Raw genomic sequence first — 26,881 nt, 5'->3', positions numbered from 1 at the left:
CTGCTCCGAGTTCGGAAACAGGGGTGATGGTGACCTTTCGCAATCGCGCGGCGGGTCTGGAGAAACAGGGGAAGAAGATGTCAGACTATACCGAAGTCGATAAGAAGCAGGATTTACACATCCTGCATTCTATGGGCTATGCCCAGGAACTTGAGCGGCGAATGAGTCAGTTCTCGAATTTCGCCGTGTCCTTCTCGATCATTTGCATTCTGTCCGGCGGCATCAACTCGTTGGCGCAGGCGACGTCCGGCGCCGGCGGTGCTGCGATCGGTATCGGCTGGCCGCTCGGCTGCTTCATCTCGCTGGTCTTCGCCATCGCGATGGCGCAGATCAGCTCCGCCTATCCGACTGCCGGCGGCCTCTATCATTGGGGTTCAATTCTCGGCAATCGCTTCACCGGCTGGCTGACTGCATGGTTCAACCTGCTCGGTCTGGTGACCGTTCTCGGCGCCATCAACGTCGGCACCTATTATTTCTTCATGGGTTCGTTCGGTGTGCCGTATTTCGGCCTGGAAGATACGACGACCACCCGTATCGTCTTCCTGGCGACCATCACCGGCGCGCAGGCCCTCGTAAATCATATGGGCATCGCGCTCACGGCGAAGCTCACCGACTTCTCGGGCTACCTGATCTTCGCAACCGCTATCCTGCTCGCAATCGTCTGCCTTGCGGCTGCGGACAGCTACGAAATCGGCCGGCTGTTCACCTTCTCGAACTATTCGGGCGAAGCGGGCGGCAGTGTCTGGCCGCAGACCTCCGGAACCTGGGTCTTCCTGCTCGGCCTGCTGCTGCCGATCTATACGATCACCGGTTACGACGCCTCCGCCCATACTTCGGAAGAAACGGTGAAGGCCGCCGAGTCGGTACCGCGGGGCATGGTATCCTCCGTGCTCTGGTCGGCACTCTTCGGCTACATCATGCTCTGCGCCTTCGTGCTGATGATCCCGAACATGGACGAGGCCGCCAAGCAGGGCTGGAACGTCTTCTTCTGGGCGATGGACTCGCAGGTCAACCCATTCATCAAGGATATCCTCTATCTCGCTATCCTCGTTAGCCAGTGGCTCTGCGGTCTGGCGACGGTCACTTCGGTTTCCCGCATGATCTTCGCCTTCTCGCGTGACGGCGGCCTGCCGGCCTCGAAGGCACTCTCGAAGGTGAGCCCCACCTATCGCACGCCGGTTGCGGCGATCTGGACGGGCTCCATCCTTGCCGTGCTCTTCGTCTGGGGCTCGTCGCTGGTGTCGATCGGCGATACGCCGGTCTATACGATCGTCGTTTCCTGCACGGTTATCTTCCTGTTCTTCTCCTTCGCGATCCCGATCACGCTCGGCCTTTTTGCCTGGGGAAGCTCGAAGTGGGATAAGATGGGGCCGTGGAACCTTGGTGAGGGCATGTTCAAGCTCTTCGCGATCCTGTCGATCATCGCGATGGTGCTGATCTTCGTTCTTGGAATTCAGCCGCCGAACGACTGGGCGCTCTACATCACCGTCGGCTTCCTGATCGTGACCGGCATTGTCTGGTTCGGTTTCGAAAGCCGCCGCTTCCGTGGACCGCCGATCGGCGACGAGGTCGCGCGCCGCCAGGCAGAGATCGCCGCTGCCGAAAAGGCCGTCGGCGAGGTCTAAGGAGATAACAAGAGGGTGGGGATCGCGCCCGCGATCTCCGCTCGTTCTTGCGGCCACGGGAACGGCCGCGCCAACATGGGATGACACTTTCATGAGCTACTCGTTCGAAGAATTGAAAGAGGATGTCGCCAGCGGCCGCATCGACACGGTGCTCGCCTGCCAGGTGGACATGCAGGGCCGGCTGATGGGCAAGCGTTTTCACGCGGAATACTTCGTCGATAGTGGCTGGAAGGAAACGCATAGCTGCAATTACCTGCTTGCGACCGACATGGAGATGGAAACCGTCGCCGGCTACAAGGCGACGAGTTGGGAGAAGGGTTACGGCGACTATACGATGAAGCCGGACCTTTCGACGCTGCGGCGCATTCCGTGGCTCGAGGGCACGGCGCTAGTGCTGTGCGACGTACTCGATCACCACACCCACGAGGAAGTCCCTCATTCGCCGCGTGCCATCCTCAAGAAGCAGGTCGCGCGCCTTGAGGCGATGGGTCTAAAGCCCTTCATGGCGAGCGAGCTCGAGTTCTTCCTCTTCGATCAGTCCTATGACGATGCGCGGCTGTCCGGCTATCGCGATCTACAGCTCGCCAGCGGCTACAACGAGGACTACCACATCTTCCAGACGACCAAGGAAGAGGACGTGATGCGGGCGATCCGCAATGGTCTTCAGGGCGCCGGCATTCCAGTGGAGAATTCAAAGGGCGAAGCCTCCGCCGGCCAAGAGGAAATCAACGTCCGCTACGCTGACGCGTTGACGATGGCCGACCGTCACGCGATCATCAAGAACGGCTGCAAGGAGATCGCATGGTCGCGCGGCAAGGCGATCACCTTCCTTGCCAAGTGGAACTATGCCGCGGCGGGCTCGTCCTCGCACATCCACCAATCGCTCTGGAGCGTCGACGGCGAGACGCCGCTGTTCTTCGATAAGAACGCGCCTTTCGGCATGTCGGACCTCATGCGCCATTACGTCGCCGGTCTGCTCACCCATGCGAGCGAGATCACCTATTTCCTTGCGCCCTATATCAACTCCTACAAGCGCTTCATGGCCGGCACTTTCGCGCCGACCAAGGCGATCTGGAGCAAGGACAACCGCACGGCCGGCTATCGCCTCTGTGGCGAAGCCACGAAGGCAATCCGCATCGAATGCCGGGTCGGAGGCTCCGATCTCAACCCGTATCTGGCCTTTGCCGCTTTGATCGCAGCCGGCATATCCGGTATCGAGAACAAGATGGAACTGGAGGCGCCCTTCGTCGGCGACGCCTACCATGGCAAGGACGTGCGCGAAATTCCGCACACGCTGCGGGCCGCGACGGAGGCACTGGCGGGCTCGCAGATGCTACGCACGGCTTTCGGCGAAGACGTGATCGAACACTATGCGCATGCCGCGCGCTGGGAGCAGGAAGAATACGACCGGCGCGTCACGGACTGGGAAGTCGCGCGCGGTTTTGAAAGGGCTTAAGCTCCAGCGCTCTATTCTAATCTTGTCAGTCGCGGCCGAACCGGAATGCGAACCGGCCGCACTCGTTTTGAAATGAAAGCAGGAAGACGATCATGACGATGATCAAATGCATTTCCCCGGTGAACGGCGAAGTTTACGCCGAGCGGCCCGCAATGCCGCTTGAGCTCGCCAAGCAGGCGGTGTCGCATGCGCGTCTCGCGCAGAAAAGCTGGGCGAAGCGCCCGGTCGAGGAGCGGGTCAAGCTGGTGCTCGCCGGTGTCGCGCGGCTCAACGAGATGGCCGACGAGGTAGTGCCGGAGCTCGCCTGGCAGATGGGCCGGCCGGTGCGCTACGGCGGCGAGTTCAAGGGCTTCAACGAGCGTTCCAACTACGTCGCCTCGATCGCCGCCGATGCGCTGAAGCCGCTTGTCATAGAGGAGAGCGAGCGCTTCGAGCGGCGCATCGAGCGCGAGCCGCATGGCGTCGTCTTCGTCATCGCGCCGTGGAACTACCCTTACATGACGGCGATCAACACGGTTGCCCCGGCGCTGATGGCGGGCAACACCGTGATTATCAAGCATGCCAGCCAGACGATCCTCGTCGGCGAGCGTATGGTGCGCGCCTTCGTCGAGGCGGGCGTCCCGGCCGATGTCTTCCAGAACCTCTTTCTCGATCACGAGACAACGGCGGCGCTGATTGCCGCCAAGAGCTTCGACTTCATCAATTTTACCGGTTCGGTCGAAGGCGGACGCTCGATCGAGCGGGCGGCGGCCGGCACCTTCACGGGGCTCGGGCTGGAGCTCGGCGGCAAGGATCCCGGCTATGTGATGGGGGACGCCGATCTCGATGCGGCCGTGGACACCTTGATGGACGGCGCGACCTACAATTCCGGCCAATGCTGCTGCGGCATAGAGCGCATCTACGTGCATGAGTCGCTCTACGACGCCTTCGTCGAGAAATCGGTCGCCTGGGTTTCGAACTACAAGCTCGGCAACCCGCTCGACCCGGAGACGACGCTCGGGCCGATGGCGAACAAGCGCTTTGCCGCGACCGTGCGCCATCAGATCGCCGACGCGGTTTCAAAGGGCGCCAAGGCACTCATCGATCCCAAGCTCTTCCCAGAGGATGACGGCGGCGCCTATCTCGCGCCGCAGATCCTCGTCGATGTGGACCATTCCATGGAGTTCATGCGCGAGGAGACCTTCGGGCCGGCCGTCGGCATCATGAAGGTCAGGAACGATTCCGAAGCAATCGACCTGATGAACGACTGCCAGTACGGCCTCACCGTTTCGCTCTGGACGAAAGACGCGGAACGCGCCGCGCGGATCGGCCGCGATCTCGAAACCGGCACCGTGTTCATGAACCGTGCGGACTATCTCGATCCGGCGCTCTGCTGGACCGGGGTCAAGGAGACCGGCCGCGGCGGTTCGCTCTCGATCCTCGGCTTCCACAATCTCACCCGCCCGAAATCCTACCACCTGAAGAAAGCAACCGCATGACGATTACCGCCAACTGGAGCTATCCGACCGCCGTCAAGTTCGGCGCCGGCCGGATCAAGGAGCTTGCCGATCATTGCAAGGCGCTCGGCATGAAGAAGCCTCTGCTCGTGACGGACCGGGGGCTTGCGCCGATGCCGATCACGCAAAATGCGCTCGATATTCTCGAGGCCGGCGGTCTCGGCCGGGCGATTTTTGCGGACGTCGATCCGAACCCGAACGACAAGAACCTGGAAGCCGGCGTGAAGGCATTCAAGGACGGCGGCCACGACGGCGTCGTCGCCTTCGGCGGCGGCTCCGGTCTCGATCTCGGCAAATGCGTCGCCTTCATGGCCGGCCAGACGCGGCCGGTCTGGGATTTCGAGGACATCGGCGACTGGTGGACGCGCGCCAGCGTCGAAAGCATCGCACCGATCGTTGCGGTGCCGACGACCGCCGGCACCGGCTCCGAAGTTGGGCGGGCCAGCGTCATCACCAATTCGGCAAGCCATGTGAAGAAGGTGATCTTCCACCCGAAATTCCTGCCGGGCGTGACGATTTGCGATCCGGAACTGACGGTCGGGATGCCGAAGGTGATCACCGCCGGCACCGGCATGGACGCCTTCGCGCATTGCCTGGAAGCCTATTCTTCGCCCTTCTACCATCCGATGTCGGCGGGCATCGCGCTTGAAGGCATGCGGCTCGTCAAGGAATATCTGCCGCGTGCTTATGAGAACGGCAGCGATATTGAAGCGCGCGCCCATATGATGAGTGCTGCCGCAATGGGTGCGGTCGCGTTCCAGAAAGGGCTCGGCGCGATCCACTCGCTCTCCCACCCGGTCGGCGCGATCTACAATACCCATCACGGCATGACCAATGCGGTGGTGATGCCGCCGGTGCTCCGCTTCAACCGTCCGGCAATCGAAGAGAAGATCGCCCGAGCTGCTGCCTATCTCGGCATTGCCGGCGGCTTTGACGGTTTCTACGGTTATGTCTTGAAGCTCAGGTACGAACTTGGCGTGCCGGACAAACTCTCGGCGCTCGGCGTCGGGACCGACCGCATCGACGAGATGGCGGAAATGGCGATCGTCGATCCGACGGCCGGCGGCAACCCGGTCGAATTGACGCTCGATGCGGCGAAGAGGCTTTTCGCCGAGTGCATCTAAGCCGCCCGCGTTAATTTCTTAAAGGCCCAGGAGATGTTGATTTCCCGGGCTTTTTCGCGCGGAAACCTCCACCGCGCGGCTCCGCGGTTAATCTTTGTCGGCGAAAATTTCCATTTCGTTAACCATGTTCTGAAAGGTTCTATTAAGCGAACCCTGCACGTCCGGCATCCGGGGGGCAGGCAACGGAACAGGAAAAGACGAGGTGGAAAAAATGGCCGTCATCACATTCGCCAACGCAAAAGGTGGCGCCGGCAAGACGACTGCGGCACTGATCCTGTCGACTGAGCTGGCGCGACAGGGAAACCGCGTCGTGGTGCTCGATGCGGATCCGCAACGCTGGATCACCAGTTGGTCGGAAGTTTCCGGCAATATCGCCAATCTCGAAGTGATCTCGCACGTCACGCCGGCCTCGCTGCCCTGTCATATCCGTGAGCTGAAGGATCAGGCCGACTTCATCGTCATCGACCTCGCCGGTGCCAAGGACGCGATCGTTGCGCTGGCGTTAGGGCTTTCCGATCAGGTGCTGATCCCGGTTCAGGGCTGTGCCATGGACGCCCGCGGCGCCGTTCAGATCCTGGAGCTCATTCGCCAAATCGAGCAAAAGGCCAGAGTCCGCATCAATCATTCGGTTGTGCTGACCCGCGTCAATTCCCTGGTGACGACGCGGGCGCTGCAGGCGATCAAGACGCTGCTGGCTTCGCGCGGGGTTTCGGTCCTTGATACGCCGATCATCGAGCGCACGGCCTATCGCGAGATCTTCGAATGCGGCGGCACCTTGCAGACGATGGACGCGAGCCGCGTCAGCAATCTCGACAAGGCGCGTGAAAACGCATTCGCGCTCGCCCGCGAGATACAGTCATTGCTCCCGGTCATGGCAAAGCGCTCCCTGGCCTCGCGCTTGCGTTGGGCCTTGCCGCGCGCGGCGTGATGATCCACATCTTGCGCGTGCGAGAAGTGCGCGGGTTCAGAAGCGCCGGTCGATGAGGTGCTTGGCCTGAGCGCCGGCGTGGTAGAAGGCGGTTTTGAGCTTCCGCCAGGGATCCGGCGCAATCGGCGTCTCGGCGAGCGGGATTGCGGAGGTGTCGCCAGTGACGTGGCGGGCAAGGGCGCGGCCGAAGACGGTTCCGGGCGCGATGCCGCGGCCGTTGTAGCCACTCACTGAAACGACGTTTGGTGCCAGCACGTGCATCGCCGGCAGGTTGTTGCTGGTCATGCCGATGCGGCCGTCCCACCAGTATTCGAAGCGGAAATCGCCGATATAGGGGAAGAGCTTGCGTACAGAGCGGGCGGCAAAGGCGCGGTGCGTGCCTTCGGCCATCGCATCGAGCCGGCCGATCGAGCCGAAGACCAGGCGATTCTGCTGGTCCATGCGGAAGGAGGTCATGACGAGGCCTGTGTCCCAGGCGCCCTGGCGCTCCGGCAGAATACGGCTCGCGACATTGTCCGCGAGAGGATTGGTCGCGAACTGGAAATAGGGAAGGATCGTCAATTCCTGCGTGTGGGCCTTCCACGGCGCGCCAGCTATGGTTCCGCCGTAAGCCTCGGTCGCAATGATGACGTGGCGGGCGGTTATCGTGCCCCGGCCGGCTTTCAGCATCCAAAAGTCGCCTTTGCGTTCGGCGCCAAGGAGCGGCGTGTCGGTAAAAATCTCCGCGCCGGCGGCGAGTGCTGCGCGAGCCAGACCCCTCGCATAGCCGAGCGGCTGGATAGTTCCGGCGCGGCGGTCGAGCAGCGCGCCGGCGAAACCTTCTGCTCCGGAAAGCGCCTGCGCCTTCTCGGCCGAAAGCACTTCGACCGGCGCACCGCGTTTCTTCCATTGCGCCTCGCGGTCCTGGATGTCCTTCAGGCCCTCGGCGCCAACGGCCATATGCAGCGTGCCGTTGCGGACGGCCTCGCATTGCATTTCGTGCCTGGCGACGAGATCATAGACAAGCGACGGGCCGTCGCCGAGCTCGCCGAGCAGCCGGTTTCCAGCCTCCCGGCCGAGCGTGGCTATGAGGTCGTCCGGCTTCACCCACATGCCGGCATTGACGAGACCGACATTGCGGCCCGAGCCGCCGAAGCCGATCATACGCGCTTCGACAACTATCGCCTTCACACCCATCTCCGCGAGGTGAAGCGCAGCGGAGAGGCCGGTGAAGCCGCCGCCGATGATTGCGACATCGCTTGTCCTGTCGCCTGCGAGGGGGACGGTTTCGGGGGCGGCCGGCGCTGTCGTATGCCAGAGATTGGGAAGAGGGCGCTCCGCCGCCATCGCGAACATTCCTTTATGATGCCGAGGACTTTGTGCCTCTGATAGAGCCATTGCAGCAAAGTTTTTCATGACAATGTTTCATGAAGTCATGAGGGCTCACAATGCCCGGGCGGCGGAGGCGAAGTGCAGGGAACCGGACACGCCGCTTGTGTTTTCGCCCGAGGACGCTGGAGACAGAATTATAAGGAAGTCATGGGTTGAACGCCACCGGGAGCGTCGTTCGAGACGGGCCGCGCCCACAGCGCCGTGCGTATTTTCAGACGCACAGGTCGCTATAGCATTTTGAATTGCTGCATATCTTTTACCTTAAATTGGCTCCGATTTAAATATGCAGTAGGTCAGTCGACGAACTCCACCGTGACGCCGCGGCTCACCATCTTGCCGAGTTCGGTCGCGTCCCAATTGGTCAGACGGACGCATCCGTGGCTCTGGGTCTTACCGATCTTCGATGGGTCCGGCGTTCCGTGGATACCGTAGGTCGGCCTCGACAGGGCAATCCAGACGGTGCCCACGGGCCCGTTCGGTCCTGGCTGCAGCGTCAGGATCCTGTCGTTTGCGCCCTGCTGGAAATTGATCTTCGGATTATAGGTATAGCCGGGGTCGAAGGCGATCCGCTCGACGTTCACGGTGCCGGAGGGTGAAGGCGTATCCGCCGATCCAATCGTGGCGGGATAGGCAGCAAGGAGTTTTCCGGCATCGTCATAGGCAAGCACCTGCTTGCGGCTCTTGTCGGCAACGATCCGCGCCACCTTGCCCGCTTTGTTCGAACCAGGATTGATCACCTTGATCGTCGTCCCCGGAATGCTGAAGTCGACGCCCGGATTGAGCTCGCGCAGGTAGGCCTCGTCCATATGGAATTTTTCGCCGAGCATCTCGGCCGTGGACATGAAGGAAAGATGCGGAAGCTGCGCCTTATGGGCATAATCTTCCGGGATCGAAGCGACGTAAGGTCCGGCCGCGTCGGCGGCGGTGATCGTATAGGTCGTGATCGGCAGGCCGCCATTGAAGCGCAGGCGCTCGAGAATGTCTTCGGTGTTGTTCGGGTCGAGCGTCTCGCCGGTCGCCTGCTGCCAGGCTTCGATCGCCTTGGTGACGTTCGAGCCCATCTTGCCGTCGATGACGCCGGGCGAAAAACCTTCGCGGTCCAAAAAGACCTGAAGTGCGGTGATTTCCGCGCGTGATTTGCCTTGCACGGAGATCGCCGGTGGCATCGGCTGCCTCAGCGGCTCTTCATATTGGTACTGCGGGTCGTAGTAGGCTTCCTCTCTGCCTTCGCCGAGCGAGGGAAGACTGTTCGGCAGTTCCTCGCGTTCGACTTCAGCCGGCGGCGCATCCGGGTAGTCGGGAACGGTGCCGGTGAACTCGCCGGGCTCGGAATAGCCGTAGCCGCGATCGCGGTCGCGCCGGTTCGAGTAGAAATCGGTGCCGTTCTCCCGGCGGTCCGCACCGTAGCCATCGGACGGCATCACGGTGGCGACGACGTTGCCCCAGGGGTCGACCAGAACCGTGCGGCCGCGATGGTCGCGCATCGGGCGAACCTCGTCCTCGCCTGGCATGTAATCGAGAATTTCGCCGTCCGGCGTGATGAGAATGACGTTGCCGCCGCCGCCATAGTCACCGTAGCCCTCCTGCGCGCGCGCGGGCGCAAGCTCTACAGCCAGGAGGCTGGTTGCGGCGAGAAGCGAAAGGCCGATGCGGGTCGCTGACGTCACGATAGAACCTGTTTTCATGGTGGTGGGATTGGGGCGGTACATACCGATTCCGACGTTAATGTGAAAAAAGTGAATTCATCATGAACACCTGGTTAAATTTAGTTACGTCGGCCTTCTGTTCGTTGCAACAGGCATGCTAGCAGTCCGGCTCTTCGAACGCGCTCGATTCCTGCCATAATCAACGTTTTGACGCCTGGTTGGTTCAGCGAATATATCGCGATCCAATCCAATTCGCTTGTATTATCATGCGCTTGTCGCCCACTGATTCTGAGGCGGGAGCCGGAGACCAGCATGCAGACGACCAAGGGCGCAAGCGGCGCGGAAAGTCACCTCCTGTTCGATCGATCGTCGGCGCTCGACATCGCTGCCTTCGTTGTCGATGGCACCGATCTTTCGCCGGGAGCGGCAATTCCCTCCGACGGTGACCCGCGTATCGAGCGCGCCCTCTCTGGTTTCCTCTTCACCTGCGGGCCCGATCACATCCGCCATCCCGAGCCGATAGACGGGCACGAGGGCGGCGCCCGCTATCCGCTGCATGGCTCGCTTGCGGGTACGGCCGTCGCCCGGACGGAAATGTCCGCCGACGGTCGCCGCTGTACCGCCGTGACGGAAGGCGATCTCGCCTGCGGCGGGAGGGCTGCCGTCGAGCGCCAATGGCGGGTCGATGAAGATGCGCGAAGCGTGATGCTCGAAGACCATGTCGTCAATATCGGCAGGTCGGCCTTCGCACCGATGATCATGTACCACATGAATATTGCGGGCCGGCTGCTCGGTGACGGCACGCATATCGTCAGCCCCTCGGTTGAAGGCGGATGCCGCGCGTGGCGCTTCGGCGAGGGGGAGAGCGCGCATTTCTGCGTTCCGGCGTTCGCCGGCGACGGCCGCTGGTCGGAGGTTTCTTTGACCGCGTTACCGGGACTCGAAGACCGCACTCTCCACGTGCGCTTCCGAACCGACACGCTGCCGTTTTTGCAGATGTGGCGCTGCCAGCGCGGCGGCGCCAATGTCATCAGCATCGAGCCCGCATCGCATCGTCTGGCAAAGCGAACGGAGCTCGCTGCGAGCGGCGAACTCGATCTGCTCGAGCCCGGCCAAAGGCGCGACTACGCACTTGCCTTCACGGTCTCCTGAGGGTGGCTTCGCGATTGACGCGGCCGGAAGCCGGGCCTACACCAAGGCGAAAGCATTTGTTAGGAAAGCGTCATCATGGACATTCGCCCGATCAACGATGAATATTCGGTCTCCGGTCAGATCACGGTCGAGGACCTCGATGAGATCAAGGCGCTCGGCTTCAAGTCCATCGTCTGCCACCGCCCCGATTTCGAGACGCCCGATCAGCCGACCTTCGATTCGATCGCCGCGCGTGCCGAGGAACTGGGGCTGGAGATCACCCATGTTCCGATCGGCCCGATGGGGGTGACGGCGGATGCAGTGAGGGGCATGGTCGATGCGCTGGACGAATTCCCGCGACCGATGCTCGGCTATTGCCGCTCCGGTGCGCGGTCCACGGCGGTTTATCAGAAGACACAACACATTCGCGGCTGACGCGGGGCCGTTTCGCCTTCGCTGACCGCTCCCCGTTCTTTTTGCACGCAAAGCGACGTCGGGACGATTCGACATGACCAAGCCTCACCTCATCGATCGGGAGCAGTGGGCGGACAAGCCCGATGTCTGGAAAGGGGAATTCGAGGGCGGCATTTACGGAGCCGACGTGTCCATCGTGTTCTACACGACCGACAAGATCGGCGGTGGCCCGAAGCTGCACCGCCATCCCTATGCCGAGACCTTTATCATTCGCGCCGGGCGCGCGCTGTTCACCGTTGGCGACCAGACGATCGAGGCGCATGCGGGGCAGATCGTCGTCGCTCCGGCCAACGTTCCGCACAAATTCGCGAATCTCGGCCCCGGTCGGCTGGAGACCACCGATATTCATGTGAGCGGTGCCTTTTCGACGGAGTGGCTGGAGTAGGCTGGAATGGCCGCTGCTCCGTTCCGTTGCGGAGGCGGAAAGCGGTGTCGGGCGCCGCCGCGCCGCCGACGCGGCGCTGCTGGATTCTTGTCTATTCCAATCGACCTCAACCGTTACGGATTTCGCTCAGCGTTCGGGTCGGCGTGATCGCCTCCGGGTCGAGCTTGATCTCGATGATCGACGGCTTGCCGCTTGCGCGTGCTCGGAGGAATGCGTCGGCGAATTCTTCCGTCCGCTCCACCGTCTCGCCATGGCCGCCATAGGCGCGGGCAAGTGCTGCGAAATCCGGATTGGTAAGGTCGGTGGCGCTGACGCGGCCCGGATATTCGCGCTCCTGATGCATGCGGATCGTGCCGTAGATGCCGTTGTTGATGACGAGCACGATGATCGGCAGGTTATAGCGGATTGCGGTCGCGAACTCCTGGCCATGCATCAGGAAGCAGCCGTCGCCGGCAAAGCAGATGACGTCGCGCTTCGGGTGGAGGTGCTTTGCCGCAACGGCCGCGGGCAGGCCGTAACCCATGGATCCCGAAGCGGGCGCGGCCTGGGTCCCATAGCGGCGGAAACGGTGGAAGCGGTGCAGCCAGCTCGCGTAATTGCCGGCGCCGTTGGTGAAGATGGTGTCAGGGGCCGTGTTCGCCTCGATCCAGTTCATGATCGGCCCCATCTGCACGTCTCCGGGTCCTTTCTCGGGCGGCGTCGACCATTTGAGATAGGCTTCGTGCATCGTCTTGGTGCGGGAGGACCAAGCCGGTTCGCCTACAGGCCTGACGTCATTGAGCGCTGCCACCAAATCGCGCGGGCTGGCGGCGATCGCAAGATCGGGGCGATAGACGCGGCCGAGCTCGGCCGGATCCGGATGGACATGGACCAGCGTCTGTTTCGGATAGGGCACGTCGATGAGCGTGTAACCGGAGGAGGGCATTTCCGAAAAGCGGCCGCCGATGAGCAAAACGAGATCGGCCTCCTTTATCTCCTTTGCCAAGGCCGGGTTGATGCCGATGCCGACGTCGCCGGCATAGCTCGGATGCAGGTGGTCGAAAAGCATCTGTCGGCGGAACGAGCAACCGACCGGAAGCTGCCAGCGCTCGGCAAAACGCTGGAACGCGGCAACGCTTTCGCCCGACCAGCGCGTGCCGCCGAGAATGGCCATCGGGTGCTTCGCTTGAGAGAGAAGTTCTTCCAGCCGCGCGATCTGGCTCGGTCCCGGATGGCTTTCGACCGGCTGGTAGGCGCGCGCTGCGGGGGCTTCGGTCAGCTGCGTGAGCATGTCTTCCGGCAAGGTCAACACCACCGGACCGGGACGGCCGGAGGTCGCAACGGAGAAAGCGCGGGTGACGAATTCGGGAATACGCGCCGGATCGTCGATCTCGCCGACCCATTTCGCAAGCTCGGTGAAGGCGCGGCGATACTCGATCTCCTGGAAAGCCTCGCGTTCGCGGGCATCGCGCTGCACTTGGCCGATGAAAAGGATCATCGGTATCGAATCCTGGCGTGCGACATGGAGGCCGGCGGATGCGTTGGTGGCTCCGGGGCCTCGGGTCACCATGCAGATGCCGGGCTCGCCCGTCAGCCGGCCCCAGGCATCCGCCATCATCGCCGCGCCGCCTTCCTGCCGACAGACGACGATGTCGATATCGGTGTCGTAGAGCGCATCCAGCACCGCCAGATAGCTTTCGCCCGGAACGCACGAGATGCGCTTCACCCCGTTTGCGACAAGCGCCTCCACGATCAACTGGCCACCGGTTTTCATGTCCGCACCTCCCAATGCCATTTCTCCCTTGCCGATCACCAGCGTGAGCGGTTCTTTCCAATCGATGCGGAATGCGCGAAACAGACTCCCATTTTCCGCGCCCCGCTCACTCAGATCGCCGGCGAAACCGGCGCAATGCTTGCCGTCTTCTCCACCTTCCGCTCACGCCAGATGATATAGAGGCCGGAGCCGATGATGATCGAAATGCCGAGCCATTTCAGCGCATCCGGCAGGTCGCCGAAGACCAGCCAGCCGAAGATCGTCGCCGAGACGATTTCGAGATATTGCAGCGGCGCGAGCACCGAGGCGGGGGCCGCGCGATAGGCATAGACGCCGAGAACGCCGGAGATCGTGGCGGTGACGCCGACGCCGAGCAGATGGAACCAGGCGCGGCCCTCCGGCCAGACGGGATCGAAGACGCTCGAACCGCTGCCTTCGCCGAACGAGAGCAGGACGAGACAGAAAAGACCGCCCCAGATGCCGGCATGGAACTGCATAGACCAGGGGTCTTCATTCTGCGCGACCATGCGGGTGACGAGCAGGAAAACCGCAAGCCCAAAAGCGGCGACGATCGGCAGAAGCGCGACCAGGCCTACCTCCTGCATGCTCGGCTGGATGACGAGGAGCGCGCCGAAAAAGCCGACGGCGCAAGCGGTATAGCGCCGCCAGCCGATCGTTTCCTTGAGGAAAATGCTGCCGAGAATGGTGAGAATGATCGGTTCGATGAGGAAGATGGCGATCGCATCGGCCACTTCCATCACCTTCAGCGCGGTGATGAACGAGAGCATGGTCAGCACCAGGAGGCCACCGCGAAGCGCATGCAGCGCGGTCTTGCGCCAGGTGAGATCGAACAGCGTGCGGCGGACGAGGACAACCGGAAGAATGAAGACGACCTGCAGCAGGAACCGCACAGCGGTGATCTCGGCCGAGGGCACGGTGGCGATTGCGAGCTTGGCGAAGATGTCGATCAGCGGCGAGATCAGCACCGAGATGACCATCAGCGTCAGGCCATAGGAAATCCGACCATGATCGGCTGCGAGTTTTGGAAGGACGATATCGCTCATGATCTTTCTTTGGGCTTCTTGTCCACGGCCCTCAGGCACCAGCCGGCAAACTCTTCCGTCGCCTTTTCGCGGCCGATTTCATTCAACGTTTCGTGGCGCATGCCTTCGTGGATGCTGACGGTGACATCGCTCATGCCGCGCGCCTTCATGCGCCGGGCGAGCCAGCGGATGGCGGCGGCGTTCTCGGTAGAGGGATCGGCGCTGCCGCCGACAAGATGGACCGGCAGGTCTGCAGGCAGGTGCGCCAGACGGTCGGCCCGGCCGCCGGCGAAAGCGAAGGCGAAGACGTCGAGCCACAGCGATACGGTAGCGTCGAAGCCGCAAAGCGGATCGGCAACATATTTTGCGACCTCGCCTTCATCGCGCGACAGCCAATCGAAGTCAGTCCTCCGCCTGGCAATGGCCTTGCTCCAGGCGCCGAAGGTGAGCTTTGAAATGAGCGGGCTCGGCACGTCCGAGCCTTTCAGCATCCTCTCGATCGCCAGCAGCGCCTGACCGGCCCGGCCCGCGAGGCCCGGGCGGAAATTCGCGTTCCAGACGGCGAGCGCATCATAGAGTTCGGGATCTGTCTCGACGGCGTTGAGGGCGATGAGCCCGCCCATCGAATGGCCGAAAAGAATGACCGGCAATCCCGGATGGTTGGCGGCTGCCATCTCTCGGATCGCGCCGAGGTCGGCGATGACCTTCGTGGCACCGTCGCGGTGCGCGAACATCGCAAGCGGGGCGTCCGGTGCCCGGCTCTCACCATGGCCACGATGGTCATGGGCATAGACTTGAAAGCCGTGCGCGGCCATTGCCTCGGCGAAGCGGGCGTAACGACCGGAATGTTCGGCGAGCCCATGGCTGATGATAAGAATGCCTCGGGGCTTGGAGGAGGCGGGGAAATGGCGCCAGCCGAGAGCTGCGCCCGTCGGGCTTTGATGCGTCCTCACCTGCCCGAACATGCCATGCTCCCGAACTATCCTCAGACCTTGAACTGCCATCCGCTCATGGCGAAGGCTGGCGCATTCGGCCGCAGGAATGCCCCTGCAGATATGAAATCGATTTGCGCAGTAAAGGCAATCGCCGCTTGTTGCTGGTTGCGCATGAGATCACAACGAATCCGGAAGTGAGAATTAGGGGTTGCAATTTTCGCGTTTTTCTCGCTATTTGTTCCTGTTTTGTTTTCCCGCTGGAGGCCATTATGAGAATGCGGGCAAGGGCGTTGGTGAATCTGATGCGAGTTGCGGCGCTTACACTGGGGTTGGGACTTTCGTCCTTTGCCGCGGCGCAAGATACGGTAACCGACGATGCGTCCGGGGCGGACGGCGCCGGCAAGACGGAATATGTGCTGGCGGTAAGCTGGCAGCCGGGATTTTGCGAAACGCGGCCGACCCGCAAGGAATGCGTCGATCAGACGGCCGAACGCTTCGACGCAACGCACTTCTCGCTTCACGGCCTGTGGCCGCTTAAAAAGAGCTATTGCGGTGTCGAGGCGGAGCTCAAGGCGCAAGACCGCAAGGGCGATTGGCTCGACCTGCCGAAACTCGCGATGGCGGATGAGACCGCGGCCCGCCTGCTCGTCGTCATGCCGGGCGTAAAGTCCGGCCTTGATCGGCACCAGTGGCTGCGCAGCGGCACGTGCCAGGCGACGAACGCCGAGGATTATTTCACGCTGCAGCTTCGTTTACTCGACGAGCTGAACACGTCCGCCGTAGGCGCGCTTTTTGCCGATAAAGTTGGTTCCGAACTCGAAGAGCGGCAGATCAAGCAGGCCTTCGACCAGAGTTTTGGGGCGGGGGCCGGCGACCGGGTGCGCATGCGCTGCCAGACCGTCAACGGCCGCAGCGTGATCACCGGCCTCACGATCGGGCTTTCCGGCGACCTCTCGGGCAAAGCCAATCTTAAAAGCCTGATGCAGGCGGCGGGACCGACGGATTTCAAGTGCGCCAAGGAGATCGCCGACGCCGCCGGGCGGGGCTGATCCGAGAGGGTGGCCGCAATGAGGGATCGGCGGGGCAGGCCTCTGGCGCATTGCCCCGCCGGCATAATTCGCCTACATAGCGGGCAAATTTCCTTCCGATGCGGAGCATTCCTTTATGGCACGTCAGTTCATCTATCACATGGCCGGGCTCAACAAGGCCTACGGCAACAAGAAGGTCCTGGAGAACATACATCTCTCGTTCTACCCGGACGCGAAGATCGGTATTCTCGGCCCCAACGGCGCCGGTAAGTCGACGGTCCTCAGGATCATGGCCGGGCTCGATCATGAATATACCGGCGAGGCTTGGGTAGCCGAAGGTGCGACAGTCGGCTACCTGCCACAGGAGCCTCAGCTTAACGCGCAAAAGAACGTGCTCGAGAATGTGATGGAAGGCGTCGCAGCGAAGAAGGCGATCCTCGACCGGTACAACGAGCTGATGATGAACTATTCCGACGAAACTGCGGATGAGGGCGCCAAGCTCCAGGATGTCATCGACAGCCAGAACCTCTGGGATCTCGAGAGCCAAGTGGAGATGGCGATGGAGGCACTGCGCTGCCCGCCGGGCGACGCCGAGGTCGCCAATCTCTCGGGCGGCGAGAAGCGCCGCGTGGCGCTTTGCAAGCTGCTCTTATCGCAGCCGAACCTGTTGCTGCTTGACGAACCAACCAACCACCTCGACGCCGAGACGATCGCCTGGCTTGAAAAGCACCTGCGCGACTATCCGGGCGCCGTGCTGATGGTGACCCACGATCGCTACTTCCTCGACAACGTCACCGGCTGGATCCTCGAGCTCGATCGTGGTCGCGGCATTCCCTACGAGGGCAACTACTCCGCCTATCTCCAGGCCAAGTCCAAGCGCATGACGCAGGAAGGCCGCGAAGAGGCGGCGCGCCAGAAGGCTATCAGCCGCGAGCAGGAGTGGATCGCCTCCAGCCCGAAGGCCCGTCAGGCGAAATCCAAGGCGCGTATCCGCGCCTATGACGAACTGGTCCAGGCGGCGGCCGACCGTCGTCCGGGCGATGCGCAGATCATCATTCCGGTCGGCGAACGGCTCGGCCAGGTGGTCATCGAGGCGGAGAACATCTCCAAGGGTTATGGTGACCAACTGCTGATCGATGACCTGAGCTTCAAGCTGCCGCCCGGCGGCATCGTCGGCGTGATCGGTCCGAACGGCGCCGGCAAGACGACGCTCTTCCGAATGATCACTGGCCAGGAGCAGCCTGACGACGGCTCCTTCCGGATCGGCGACAGCGTCCAGCTCGGCTATGTCGACCAGAGCCGCGACGCGCTCGACGGCACCAAGACCGTGTGGGAAGAAATCTCCGGCGGCAATGATGTCATCAAGCTCGGCAAGCACGAGGTCAATTCGCGCGCCTATTGCTCCTCCTTCAACTTCAAGGGTGGCGACCAGCAGCAGAAGGTGGGCACGCTTTCGGGCGGTCAGCGCAACCGCGTGCACCTTGCCAAGATGCTGAAGGCGGGCGGCAACGTCATCCTGCTCGACGAACCGACCAATGACCTCGATACCGAAACGCTGGCAGCCCTCGAGGACGCACTCGAAAACTTCGCCGGCTGCGCAGTCATCATCAGTCACGATCGCATGTTCCTCGATCGCCTGGCGACCCACATCCTCTCCTTCGAGGGCGACAGCCACGTCGAATGGTTCGAAGGCAACTTCGAGGATTACGAGAAGGACAAGATCCGCCGCCTCGGCCCGGACTCGGTCAATCCCAAGCGGGTGACCTACAAGCGCCTCACGCGTTAGCGCGGGATGAGGAAAAGTGTGCGCGGTTTTCCGCCCGCATCCCGCGCTCACTTATTGGAATCGATCACGTTCATGATTTTAGGTCGATCCGACCTAAAATCATCGTGATTTAGGCAATCGGCTGGTCGCAGCCCGAGCCATTTGCCATGACAGCAGGGTGCGGGCTCGCCGAGCCTACCCCTGGCGCGGCCGTGGCCACTGGCAAGGGCAATTGCGATTGAAAGCTCCGCAGCCGCGGGATCACCCGCGGCCCGTAACCGTTGCAGCGAACATGGGCAGGGCCGGGCGCTTCAGCGCCGTGCGTCCCTTCGGATGCACAAGCCTCCCTCACACTTTGAAGTGCTGCATGGCTTTGTCCTTTTGGTTCCGATCTACAGCGCCGCGCGTCTAATTAGACGCGCAAAGGCTGCAGCACTTTGACTCGGCTGCATGATTTTGTCCTTAAATCGATTCCGATTTAAGGAGTCATGCAGCAGGGAACCATGCAGTGGCGTATCAAGCGCAAAGTAGAGCACGACTATCATCCGGCGGGCAGATCGCGAGACCGTCCGACTCTTTGTCTTACAAGCGCCATTCCATTGTCTTTCCGCGCAAATTCACTTGCACATCATCCGCAAATCACATAAAGATATCTTTATGTGTTGATGGGGAAGCCGATGGCTAATCGTGGTACGCTTGGATTGGATGCGCTGGTCGACGTGCTGAAGGCGGCAGGCGAACCGACGCGCATGCGTCTGCTTGCACTGCTCGCCGCCGGCGACCTTACGGTTACCGATCTTACCGAAATTCTCGGACAATCGCAGCCGCGTATTTCGCGGCACCTGAAGCTCCTTGCCGAAGTCGCGCTGATCGACCGCTACCAGGAAGGCGCCTGGGCCTATTTCCGCCTGCGACAGGAGGGCGGGCGTGTCGCTTTGGTGCGCGAACTGCTTGCCGCGGCGGCGGCCGACGACGCCATTCTCGCCAGGGACGCGACCCGGCTCGCCGCCTTGAAGAAGGCGCGCGCCGAGAAGGCCCAGGCCTATTTCAGCCGCAACGCCGCCGAGTGGGACGAACTCAGGCGGCTGCATGTGAGCGAGGGCGATGTGGAGGCGGCACTGAAGGCGATGGTCGGCGACGAGCCGGTCGACAGCCTACTCGACCTTGGCACGGGCACTGGCCGCATCCTGCAGCTCTTCGAGGGCATCTACCGGCGCGGCATCGGCGTCGATGCCAGCCGCGACATGCTCGCAGTGGCACGCTCCAATCTCGACAAGGCCGGCATCACCAAGGCTTCGATCCGCCACGGCGACATCTTCAACCTTCCGCTCGACGGCCAGGCCTTTGATCTCGTCACGATCCATCAGGTGCTGCATTTCCTGGAAGAGCCGGAGGCGGCGATCACCGAGGCCGCGCGCATGCTCGCGCCCGGTGGCCGGCTCGTGATCATAGATTTCGCGCCGCACGGACTTGAATATCTGCGCGACGAGCACGCGCATGCCCGCCTCGGCTTTTCGCATCAAGCAATGGCCGATTGGCTGCAAAAAGCAGGTCTTGCGCTTGAGAAAACGACGGATCTTTCGCCGGAAGGCGCGGAAGAGGGGAAACTGACGGTGACCATCTGGCTGGCGCGCGACCAGCGCGTGGCGAACGATAATGCCGATATGCCGCACCAGCGCCTGCAGGTAGGGGGAGTTTGAGAATGAACGCACGGACGCTTTACCCCGCCGAGCGCGGCAATCTCAGGCTCTCCTTCGAATACTTCCCTCCGAAAAACGACGAGATGGAAACGCAGCTCTTGCAAACTGTGCAGGACCTCTCTGTGTTTGCGCCCGCTTTCGTTACTGTGACCTATGGCGCAGGGGGCTCGACCAAGGCGCGCTCGCTGACGACCGTCAAGCGGATGATCGGCGAGATGGGACTGGAAAATACAGCAGCGCATCTGACCTGTGTCGGCGCGTCACAGGCGGAGGTCGATGCGGTAATAGACGAGTACGTCGCATGCGGCGTCCGTCATTTCGTCGCTCTGCGAGGCGATCCGCAAGGCGGAATCGGCAGCGCCTACCAGCCGTTTCCAGGCGGCTATGAAAACGCCGCGGCACTCGTCAAGGCGCTCCGCCGGCGCGGCGATTTTGAAATCTCGGTCTCCGCCTACCCGGAAAAGCATCCGGAGAGCCCGGACGTGGCCGCCGATATCGACATGTTGAAGCGCAAAGTCGACAACGGCGCAACGCGCGCAATCACCCAATTCTTCTTCGACAACAACGATTTCGAGCGCTATCTGGAGCGGGTGCGGCGCGCCGCCATTCAAATACCGATCGTGCCGGGAATCCTGCCGATCAACAGTCTCACGCAGGTGCAGAAATTCGCCGGGCTTTGCGGCTCCAAAATCCCTGAGGCGATCATTTCGCGGCTCGCCCATCTCGAGGATCGGCCGGCTGAGCGCTTCAAGGAGGCGACCCATATCGCTGCCGAGCAGATGGTCGACCTCGCGCGGCGCGGCGTGCGCGACTTTCATGTCTATACGATGAACCGCTCGCCGCTCGTGACTGCCGTGTGTGATCTCGTCGGCTACGCCCGCGCGACGGAGGCTGCGCAGGAGCGGGTCGTCGCGCTTCGCACCAGAACCGTCGCTACCGCATAGTTCCCGCTGCGCCTGAGTCGGGCAGTCGCGGAAAAAATTAAAGCCCATGAACGGATCGTCGTTCATGGGCTTTTGTCGTTCTCGCAGCGTGTCGACTGGGTGCTCTTACGGCGCCATCCGTCTCTTTAAAGCGCCCTGCCTACCTTCTTGCTGCAAATGGATTTTCCGGAAATTAAAGTCCCTATTTCGGTTTGGACTCTCAGCGGCCTTTTCTCAGACGAAGAGCATTACGGCCACGAATGCGAACGCTGCACTGATCATGAGGACATTCAACGAATGTGTAAGTCCCATAGACTGATCCTCCCTGCGTTGACCGGTAAAACATAGGGCGAAAAAACGGCGCATGAAAGCGAAACTTGTGCTGCACTGCGAAAGTCGTGTTGTCGAAATCTCGTATTCACAAGTCTAAGCATCGGAAAGAACAATGTATTTTCCGTCGCCACATTTTTTTCACATTCGCTGCCGCACGGTTAATATAAACGTCTGTAACGCTATGTGAGCGTCGCGGAATGGTGCGCGGCAGCGGTTACGATTCATTCTCAAGTGGAATATCGAAGCTTCAGAATACGCCCGTCGAGCACCGCCAAGCCAGCGGCAATGAGCGCCATGCCGGCGACGTCGGCCGCCTGCAGAGTCTCGCCGAGGAAGAGATAGCCCAGCAGAATGGCGCTCGGCGGCACCAGCAGCGTCACGAGCGATGTGTTGGTGGCACCAGCCTCCGCCATGATCCGAAAGAAAAGAATATAGCCATAGGCGGTCGAGAGCAGTGCGAGCCCGAGGATCGCAAGGACGGCGGTGAGCGGCGGCCAGGGCAAGATCCACGGCGTATCGGCGATGGCTGCGACCGGCAGCATGACGAGCGTCGATGCTGTCAATTGGCCCGCCGCGGTCACCGGTGCCGCAAGATTGCGGAACCGCTTGCCGTAGGTCGCGGAAAAGCCGTAGCTGACCGCCGCCAGGACGGGCAATACGAGTGCCCAGAGCGGGACGTTTGAAGCCTCGCTAAAGACGCCCGCAAGTGCGCTCGGCCCGATGAGCACCACGGTGCCCGCGAGCCCCAGAAGACAGCCGCTGATCTTGGCGGCGCTCAGCTTCTCATCCTCCGTCGCCATGTTGGCGATGATCACCGTCCAGACCGGCGTCGTCGCGTTCAAGATAGCGGCGAGCCCGGCGCCGATATGCGTCTGGCCAAGAAAGATGAGGGCGTGCGGGATGGCGTTGTTGATGAGCCCCATTAGCAGGAACTCACGCCAGCGCTTCAGCAGTGTGGGATAGATGCCGTAGCGCCCGCCAACGTAGAGATGCAGCGCAAGTGCGGCGAGGCCAAGACGCAGGAATACCAGCGTGAAAGGCGGCACATGGGCGACGGCCACACGGGCGAAGAAGAAAGAACCGCCCCATATAAGGCCGAGCAGCGCCAGCAGCGCCCAGAGGCGCGGCGTCATCTGCATGTTGCCGGTGTTTGCGGATGAGCCCATGTTCTACCTGCGCAGCAAAGAGAGTGGGGCCGGGACGTGCAGAGCTGATCTGCTCCGGCAATCTACTGCATGCTTCCTTAAATCGGAGCCGATTTAAGGATAAAAACATGCAGCAATTCAAAGTGCTACAGCGATTTTTGTGCGTCTGAAAAGACGCACGCGCTGTAGAATTGCATGGAGCAGTAATACGGAGAAGCGGACGTCGCCACCCGCTTCTTGTGCGATTCGCTCAATCTGAGCCGAACAGGGCGTGTTTTCCCGTCAGAGCGCGTTCAAGAGTTCGGGCGTTGCCCAGCCGTCGGCGGGCAGGCCGAGCTTCAGCTGCTCCTTCTGCAGGGCGGCGCGGGTGCCGGAGCCGAGAATGCCGTCGATCTTGCCGACGTTGTGGCCGAGCGACTGCAGCCGCGTCTGAAGTGCCTTCATCTCGCCATCGGCGAGCCCCGGCTCCGGGTTGCCCGCCTGGTAGGGCGGAGCGCCGGCGAGGCGGGTGGCGAAATAGGCGGCGGAGGTCGTGTAGATGAACGACTGGTTCCACTCGAGATAGATGTTGAAGTTGGGGTAGGTCAGGAAGGCGGCGCCCTTGCGTCCCTGCGGCAGCACGAGCGACGCCTCGAGAGCGCTATTGGAGGTGTCGCCGTCGCGCGGCGTGACGCCGAGCGCGAACCAGTCGCCCGCCGTCATGCCGGGCTGGAGGCCGGTCTTTTCCCAGGGCAGTTGCTGGGGGACGCTGACTTCCTGGATCCATGGCTGTCCCGCTTTGAAGCCGAGGCTCTGAATGAATTTCGCCGCCGTCAGAATGGCATCCGGTGAGCTCTTCTTAACATTGACGTGACCGTCGCCATCGCCGTCGACGCCATAGGCGATGATGTCTTCCGGCAGCATCTGCACCTGCCCGATTTCGCCCGCCCAGGCGCCGCTCGTGGTCGCCGGTTCGAGATCGCCGTGCTGCACCATCTCGATCGCGGCAAGAAGCTGCGGCCGGAACATTTCCGGGCGGCGGCAGTCATGCGCCAGCGTCACCAGGGCGTTGCGCGTGTTGAAATCGCCCTGAACGGCACCGAAATCCGTCTCCATCGCCCAGAAGGCAGTGATGACCGGCGCGGGTATGCCGAACTCGCTTTCGGCGCGGGCGAAGACGTCGGCATATTCCTTCATCTTCTGCGCGCCGATGTCGAGCCGCGCCTTGCTGACGGTGCGCTTCGAAAATTCGGTGAAGGTCTGCTTGAAAACGCCCTGGGCGCGGTCGCGGCTCAGTACCTTCTGGTCGATTGCGGCCCCGGCGAGCGCCCGGTCGACGACGTCGGCGGGAACGCCTTTGCCAACAGCCTCGGCCTTGACGTCCTCAAGGAAGGTCGCGAGGTCGCCACCGCAAGCGACGGACGGGGTCTGCGGCTGAGCCTGCGTTTGCGCCAATGCCGACGCGCCGGTAAGCGCCAGCAAACCAAGGGAAAGAAGAGCCTTGCGGGCTGTGCCAGTCATCATAATTCCTTTCCGTGCCGGGCCGCCTTGGAGCGGTCGTCAGGCGTGCAATTCAAAGTGCTACAGCGGCATTTGTGCGTCTGAAGGACGCACGCCGCTGTAAGATCAAACCTGTCGATGCTCTCTCAGAGCATTATGACCGAATGAAGAAAAGCGGTTCGCGGAGAGCGAATCTGCGCGGCAATTTTGTGGTCATTTTGGCCGGGAGACGGCCGCGACCCACTTCTGCCAGTTTTTCGCGGAGCCGGCAAAGGCGTTGATGTCCGTGCTGCCCTGGATACCGGGGATGACGCCAGTGCTAGTATATTGCCAGAAGGCCCAGCGGCGCTCCACATAGATCTCGCCCGGGTGCTTGGCGACCGAGCGCACCCAGAAGTGATAGTCCTTGAAATGGTCGACGAGATTGTCGCGGTGGAAGTCGACCGAAGTATAGATGATCGGCCGCTTGCCGTAATGTGCCTCCATCCGGTCCATGAAGCGCTTCATCTCGGCTCGCACGGTTTCCGGCGCGGGGCGGTAGCGGCAGGTCTTCGATTCGCCATTCCATTCGACATCGAGCACGGGCGGCAGGTAGACAGCGCTTTTCGGCACGTTGGCGATGAACCAGTCGGCCTGGGCATCCGCGCTCGAGCAGAAATAATAGAAGTGATAGGGGGCGTAAGGAATTCCCGCTGCACGCGCCTGCTGCCAATATTCGTGGAAGCGCGTATCGACCCTGTCTTTGCCTTCGGTCGCCTTGATGAAGGCGAAGGAGACGCCGGAACTCTTGACCCTCGCCCAATTGATATCGCCATTCCACTTGGAAACGTCGACGCCGTGTACCTTGTGGTGATGCGGCGTTCGTCCGCCGAAATCCTGCGGGTCGGTATCCTGGAACCGCGGCGATATGGAAGCGGTCTGCACGAGGTCGTAGTCGGTCGACGTGCAGGCGGAAAGGATGGTCACGAATGGCAGCAAAGCCAGGAAAAACCGGCGCATGAGGGTCCCGTTCCGAAACGATCGACGATCCAGCCTCACACGATGGTTTCCCTGATGGTGATTCCCCCTAGGGAGGCGTAACCTCCTTTTCACCATATCATCGTAAAAATTGCGTTAGCTCAAGCGGGAATTGCAGCGCCGGCGGGCGAAAATTCGATCATATATTGCTCTCGAGACCGCTTGGGCGACGATAGACAGCGAGCCAGGCATAGCCTCTGCCGATCGACTTGAGCTCGAGCGCCGCGCCGTTTGCGGCGGCGCGCTCGCGCGTGACGTTAAAAAGCGTTTCGCGGGGCGTTACATGGAAGCGTCGCAGCCAGGCCTGAAGCAGGCGGCGGAAGCCGCCCGGCCAGCCTTCCTGCTGGCCGAAATCGGCGATGTGAAGCGAGCCGCCTGGATTAAGCGCCGCGATCGCCGCATCGATCGCGTTCTGCCAGTCGGGAATCATCGACAGCGCGTAGGAGATCACGATGCGGTCGAAGCCGGGCTGGTCGAAGGCGGAGGCGGTGAAATCGCTCGCGTCGGCAACGCGCAAGGTCGCGTTCGGGTGTCCTTCGCGCCGTAGCTTCGCCCTGGCGGTCGCGAGCATTTCGGCGGAAATGTCGAGGCCGAAGAGCTGCGCATCGGGATAAAGCCGGCCGATCATCGCGAGGTTGCGCCCGGTACCGCACCCAACTTCGAGGACCGATGCACCCGGCGGCGGGGCGAGATCGCGTATCAGCGTGTCGCGGCCGAAGAGATAATACTTCCGCGTGAAGTCGTAGATGTGCCGCTGATAACGGTACATCCGGTCCATGATATGGGCGTGGTTTTCCGCTGCCGGCTGCACGGCGCTCATGCTTTCTTCCGGTAGATATGGAAGCCGCCATAGATCGCCGAACGATCGGCCGCGCCGAGCTTCAGCGACATTTCGGCGTCGTAGTGCCATTGATCCAGAAGGGCGCTGGAGACGCGGCCTGGCAGAATGGTGGCCTCCGCCGCCGTGCGGAAGATCACCATGGCGCCTGCGTCGGCGGTGCGGGTGATCTCCGTCCAGAGGTCGTTCAACTGGCGATCGCTCATCCAGTCCTGCGCATCGAGGAGGACGTAGCGATCCACGGACGAGGCGGCTTTGCGGCCGAGCAATTCCGTGAAGCTTGCGTGGTGGACCGCGACGCGATCGGCATGGTTGCGGATCGCCTCATAATTTTTGGCCTGCAGGTAGGGTGGCAGCTCGCCTTCGTGCGGCAGCGGGTAGCGGCGAGCGAAGGCCTGCCAGGCGAAATAGTTCTCCCGAAGCGGGAAGTGGCAGGTCAGCTTTTCCAGCCGCTGTCGCAGAACGGCAGCGAGGGACTTTTCGCTGCTGAGGCTCGCGAGCTCGTCGAACTGCTGCGGCGGGATGCCGAGGCCGAAGAGCGAACTCTTGCGGCCGGTGATCCAGCGGATGACGCGTCGGTCGAAAAGCGGCGCGAGCTTGTCGTCGAAGAACTGCCTTTGCTCCCGCATCGAACGTGCCTGGACGAAATCTTCCGGGTTGATACCGTGCAAGCGGGCAAGAAGGTGGCTGGCGCCTATGAAGCGGCCCAAGAGACCGGTGCGGTAGATGTTGCGGCCGAAGACGCCGATGCGGCGGCGGCCGTTGAGCTCGCGGCCGTTCCAGTAGGTGCGGGTGGTGGCGTCGAGCTTCGGCGCAAGGAAGAGGTCGAAGGCCTGCACGTTCGACCGGGTGCCGGCGGCGGCAAGAAACCGCATGACGTCGTTGTGGCTCGGCAGGTGGCGAAAGGCGGAGAGTTTCAGCCGATTGAGCGCAATGTGGTGGGGATTGAGATCGACCACGTCGATATGAGCCGGGCCGGCCGATAGATAGGTCAGCATGTTGCAGCCGCCGGAACCGATCGTGACGATGCGATGCGAGGGGCGGATCTGCATCGCCTCCATGTCCACAATCGGATCTTCCCAGATCTGCGGATAGACGAGCCCGGAAAAGAGCAGTCCGAACAACCGCTCGGAAAGGCCGGCAAGGGAGAAAGCCTTGTGCTGCAGGAGTGCGCTTTTCAGCTTCGGATTCTTCCTGCCGAAGCCGGCATCGGGGGCAAATTCGGTCATCTTTGGCTGCCGCTCAGTTGAAACTTAGCCGCTTCTAAAGTGACTCCGCTACACTTT

Annotated in this window: 22 protein-coding genes; 12 read left to right on the top strand and 10 right to left on the bottom strand. The window is 62.0% G+C overall.

All coding sequences use genetic code 11. The features are described from left to right. Window positions 1-77 precede the first annotated feature (77 nt). The 5 genes from PYH37_RS23430 (at window position 78) to PYH37_RS23410 (ending at window position 6,629) form a co-directional block, all read left to right on the top strand. Window positions 78-1,625, top strand: coding sequence for an amino acid permease (locus PYH37_RS23430; RefSeq protein ID WP_280733828.1), 1,548 nt, complete (start codon window positions 78-80; stop codon window positions 1,623-1,625). Between the two features lie 91 nt (window positions 1,626-1,716). Then, the gene (locus PYH37_RS23425) at window positions 1,717-3,081 is read left to right on the top strand and encodes a glutamine synthetase family protein (protein WP_280733827.1); all 1,365 of its coding nucleotides are present in this window, start codon (window positions 1,717-1,719) and stop codon (window positions 3,079-3,081) included. A 92-nt stretch (window positions 3,082-3,173) separates the two neighbouring features. Beyond that, complete coding sequence (locus PYH37_RS23420) at window positions 3,174-4,559, top strand: aldehyde dehydrogenase family protein (RefSeq protein WP_280733826.1); 1,386 nt, start codon at window positions 3,174-3,176, stop codon at window positions 4,557-4,559. Beyond that, the gene (locus PYH37_RS23415) at window positions 4,556-5,701 is read left to right on the top strand and encodes an iron-containing alcohol dehydrogenase (RefSeq protein WP_280733825.1); all 1,146 of its coding nucleotides are present in this window, start codon (window positions 4,556-4,558) and stop codon (window positions 5,699-5,701) included. The genes PYH37_RS23420 and PYH37_RS23415 overlap by 4 nt, the downstream gene beginning before the upstream one ends. A 211-nt stretch (window positions 5,702-5,912) precedes the next feature. Continuing rightward, entirely contained in the window at window positions 5,913-6,629 is a 717-nt protein-coding gene (locus PYH37_RS23410; RefSeq protein ID WP_280733824.1) for a ParA family protein, read from the top strand. Between the two features lie 36 nt (window positions 6,630-6,665). Here PYH37_RS23410 and PYH37_RS23405 read toward each other — a convergent pair whose 3' ends face one another. Continuing rightward, window positions 6,666-7,955, bottom strand: coding sequence for an NAD(P)/FAD-dependent oxidoreductase (locus PYH37_RS23405; protein ID WP_280733823.1), 1,290 nt, complete (start codon window positions 7,953-7,955; stop codon window positions 6,666-6,668). A gap of 338 nt (window positions 7,956-8,293) precedes the next feature. Beyond that, complete coding sequence (locus PYH37_RS23400; protein WP_280733821.1) at window positions 8,294-9,709, bottom strand: L,D-transpeptidase family protein; 1,416 nt, start codon at window positions 9,707-9,709, stop codon at window positions 8,294-8,296. A gap of 249 nt (window positions 9,710-9,958) precedes the next feature. Between PYH37_RS23400 and PYH37_RS23395 the strand changes: the two genes are divergently transcribed. The 3 genes from PYH37_RS23395 to PYH37_RS23385 all read left to right on the top strand — a co-directional run bounded on the left by PYH37_RS23395 (window position 9,959) and on the right by PYH37_RS23385 (window position 11,636). Beyond that, window positions 9,959-10,798, top strand: a complete 840-nt coding sequence (locus PYH37_RS23395) for a DUF4432 family protein (RefSeq protein WP_280733820.1) — start codon at window positions 9,959-9,961, stop codon at window positions 10,796-10,798. 75 nt (window positions 10,799-10,873) lie between these two features. Continuing rightward, complete coding sequence (locus PYH37_RS23390; RefSeq protein ID WP_280733819.1) at window positions 10,874-11,212, top strand: protein tyrosine phosphatase family protein; 339 nt, start codon at window positions 10,874-10,876, stop codon at window positions 11,210-11,212. A 73-nt stretch (window positions 11,213-11,285) separates the two neighbouring features. Next, complete coding sequence (locus tag PYH37_RS23385) at window positions 11,286-11,636, top strand: cupin domain-containing protein (protein ID WP_280733818.1); 351 nt, start codon at window positions 11,286-11,288, stop codon at window positions 11,634-11,636. A gap of 106 nt (window positions 11,637-11,742) precedes the next feature. On the opposite strand, the gene PYH37_RS23380 is transcribed toward PYH37_RS23385, so the two are convergent. From PYH37_RS23380 to PYH37_RS23370, 3 genes are all read right to left on the bottom strand, one after another. Further along, the gene (locus PYH37_RS23380; RefSeq protein WP_280733817.1) at window positions 11,743-13,389 is read right to left on the bottom strand and encodes a thiamine pyrophosphate-binding protein; all 1,647 of its coding nucleotides are present in this window, start codon (window positions 13,387-13,389) and stop codon (window positions 11,743-11,745) included. Window positions 13,390-13,499: 110 nt separating this feature from the next. Continuing rightward, window positions 13,500-14,453, bottom strand: a complete 954-nt coding sequence (locus PYH37_RS23375) for a DMT family transporter (protein WP_280733816.1) — start codon at window positions 14,451-14,453, stop codon at window positions 13,500-13,502. After that, a complete protein-coding gene (locus tag PYH37_RS23370) occupies window positions 14,450-15,397 on the bottom strand; it encodes an alpha/beta fold hydrolase (protein WP_280733814.1) in 948 nt (315 codons plus the stop codon). The genes PYH37_RS23375 and PYH37_RS23370 overlap by 4 nt, the downstream gene beginning before the upstream one ends. 245 nt (window positions 15,398-15,642) lie before the next feature. Here PYH37_RS23370 and PYH37_RS23365 point away from each other — a divergent pair, with 245 nt between their 5' ends. The 4 genes from PYH37_RS23365 (at window position 15,643) to metF (ending at window position 20,804) form a co-directional block, all read left to right on the top strand. Continuing rightward, on the top strand, window positions 15,643-16,416 hold the full coding sequence (locus PYH37_RS23365) for a ribonuclease T2 (protein WP_280736144.1): 774 nt from the start codon (window positions 15,643-15,645) through the stop codon (window positions 16,414-16,416). A gap of 115 nt (window positions 16,417-16,531) precedes the next feature. Continuing rightward, window positions 16,532-18,181 (top strand): energy-dependent translational throttle protein EttA, encoded by a 1,650-nt coding sequence (gene ettA / locus PYH37_RS23360; RefSeq protein WP_280733813.1) that lies wholly within the window; start codon window positions 16,532-16,534, stop codon window positions 18,179-18,181. Window positions 18,182-18,837: 656 nt separating this feature from the next. After that, window positions 18,838-19,860 carry an ArsR/SmtB family transcription factor gene (locus PYH37_RS23355; protein ID WP_280733811.1) on the top strand — a complete coding sequence of 341 codons (1,023 nt, stop codon included), beginning with the start codon at window positions 18,838-18,840 and terminating at the stop codon, window positions 19,858-19,860. Between the two features lie 2 nt (window positions 19,861-19,862). Then, on the top strand, window positions 19,863-20,804 hold the full coding sequence (gene metF, locus PYH37_RS23350) for a methylenetetrahydrofolate reductase [NAD(P)H] (RefSeq protein WP_280733810.1): 942 nt from the start codon (window positions 19,863-19,865) through the stop codon (window positions 20,802-20,804). A gap of 539 nt (window positions 20,805-21,343) precedes the next feature. Here metF and PYH37_RS23345 read toward each other — a convergent pair. The 5 genes from PYH37_RS23345 to PYH37_RS23325 all read right to left on the bottom strand — a co-directional run bounded on the left by PYH37_RS23345 (window position 21,344) and on the right by PYH37_RS23325 (window position 26,824). Next, the gene (locus PYH37_RS23345; RefSeq protein ID WP_280733809.1) at window positions 21,344-22,282 is read right to left on the bottom strand and encodes a DMT family transporter; all 939 of its coding nucleotides are present in this window, start codon (window positions 22,280-22,282) and stop codon (window positions 21,344-21,346) included. 261 nt (window positions 22,283-22,543) lie between these two features. Continuing rightward, window positions 22,544-23,761: a lytic murein transglycosylase gene (locus tag PYH37_RS23340; RefSeq protein WP_280736143.1), complete on the bottom strand. Its 1,218-nt coding sequence runs from the start codon at window positions 23,759-23,761 to the stop codon at window positions 22,544-22,546. Window positions 23,762-23,953: 192 nt separating this feature from the next. After that, entirely contained in the window at window positions 23,954-24,739 is a 786-nt protein-coding gene (locus PYH37_RS23335; protein ID WP_280733808.1) for a glycoside hydrolase family 25 protein, read from the bottom strand. Window positions 24,740-24,896: 157 nt separating this feature from the next. After that, window positions 24,897-25,577 carry a class I SAM-dependent methyltransferase gene (locus PYH37_RS23330; RefSeq protein WP_280733807.1) on the bottom strand — a complete coding sequence of 227 codons (681 nt, stop codon included), beginning with the start codon at window positions 25,575-25,577 and terminating at the stop codon, window positions 24,897-24,899. After that, window positions 25,574-26,824: a BtaA family protein gene (locus tag PYH37_RS23325; RefSeq protein ID WP_280733806.1), complete on the bottom strand. Its 1,251-nt coding sequence runs from the start codon at window positions 26,822-26,824 to the stop codon at window positions 25,574-25,576. The genes PYH37_RS23330 and PYH37_RS23325 overlap by 4 nt, the downstream gene beginning before the upstream one ends. Window positions 26,825-26,881 lie beyond the last annotated feature (57 nt).

The sequence above is a fragment of the Sinorhizobium numidicum genome (assembly GCF_029892045.1).
Classification (GTDB): domain Bacteria; phylum Pseudomonadota; class Alphaproteobacteria; order Rhizobiales; family Rhizobiaceae; genus Sinorhizobium; species Sinorhizobium numidicum.
Note: the sequence above shows the minus strand (reverse complement) of the source record. Positions and strands in the feature narration are given on the sequence as shown.

Coding starts and splice junctions, on each gene's coding strand:
- PYH37_RS23355 (WP_280733811.1), top strand. CDS start 18,838: ATGGCTAATCGTGGTACGCTTGGATTGGATGCGCTGGTCGACGTGCTG.
- PYH37_RS23335 (WP_280733808.1), bottom strand. CDS start 24,739: ATGCGCCGGTTTTTCCTGGCTTTGCTGCCATTCGTGACCATCCTTTCC.
- PYH37_RS23390 (WP_280733819.1), top strand. CDS start 10,874: ATGGACATTCGCCCGATCAACGATGAATATTCGGTCTCCGGTCAGATC.
- PYH37_RS23365 (WP_280736144.1), top strand. CDS start 15,643: ATGCGGGCAAGGGCGTTGGTGAATCTGATGCGAGTTGCGGCGCTTACA.
- PYH37_RS23415 (WP_280733825.1), top strand. CDS start 4,556: ATGACGATTACCGCCAACTGGAGCTATCCGACCGCCGTCAAGTTCGGC.
- ettA (WP_280733813.1), top strand. CDS start 16,532: ATGGCACGTCAGTTCATCTATCACATGGCCGGGCTCAACAAGGCCTAC.
- PYH37_RS23420 (WP_280733826.1), top strand. CDS start 3,174: ATGACGATGATCAAATGCATTTCCCCGGTGAACGGCGAAGTTTACGCC.
- PYH37_RS23410 (WP_280733824.1), top strand. CDS start 5,913: ATGGCCGTCATCACATTCGCCAACGCAAAAGGTGGCGCCGGCAAGACG.
- PYH37_RS23375 (WP_280733816.1), bottom strand. CDS start 14,453: ATGAGCGATATCGTCCTTCCAAAACTCGCAGCCGATCATGGTCGGATT.
- PYH37_RS23345 (WP_280733809.1), bottom strand. CDS start 22,282: ATGGGCTCATCCGCAAACACCGGCAACATGCAGATGACGCCGCGCCTC.
- PYH37_RS23405 (WP_280733823.1), bottom strand. CDS start 7,955: ATGGCGGCGGAGCGCCCTCTTCCCAATCTCTGGCATACGACAGCGCCG.
- PYH37_RS23400 (WP_280733821.1), bottom strand. CDS start 9,709: ATGTACCGCCCCAATCCCACCACCATGAAAACAGGTTCTATCGTGACG.
- PYH37_RS23425 (WP_280733827.1), top strand. CDS start 1,717: ATGAGCTACTCGTTCGAAGAATTGAAAGAGGATGTCGCCAGCGGCCGC.
- PYH37_RS23385 (WP_280733818.1), top strand. CDS start 11,286: ATGACCAAGCCTCACCTCATCGATCGGGAGCAGTGGGCGGACAAGCCC.
- PYH37_RS23330 (WP_280733807.1), bottom strand. CDS start 25,577: ATGAGCGCCGTGCAGCCGGCAGCGGAAAACCACGCCCATATCATGGAC.
- PYH37_RS23380 (WP_280733817.1), bottom strand. CDS start 13,389: ATGAAAACCGGTGGCCAGTTGATCGTGGAGGCGCTTGTCGCAAACGGG.
- PYH37_RS23430 (WP_280733828.1), top strand. CDS start 78: ATGTCAGACTATACCGAAGTCGATAAGAAGCAGGATTTACACATCCTG.
- PYH37_RS23340 (WP_280736143.1), bottom strand. CDS start 23,761: ATGACTGGCACAGCCCGCAAGGCTCTTCTTTCCCTTGGTTTGCTGGCG.
- PYH37_RS23395 (WP_280733820.1), top strand. CDS start 9,959: ATGCAGACGACCAAGGGCGCAAGCGGCGCGGAAAGTCACCTCCTGTTC.
- metF (WP_280733810.1), top strand. CDS start 19,863: ATGAACGCACGGACGCTTTACCCCGCCGAGCGCGGCAATCTCAGGCTC.
- PYH37_RS23370 (WP_280733814.1), bottom strand. CDS start 15,397: ATGTTCGGGCAGGTGAGGACGCATCAAAGCCCGACGGGCGCAGCTCTC.
- PYH37_RS23325 (WP_280733806.1), bottom strand. CDS start 26,824: ATGACCGAATTTGCCCCCGATGCCGGCTTCGGCAGGAAGAATCCGAAG.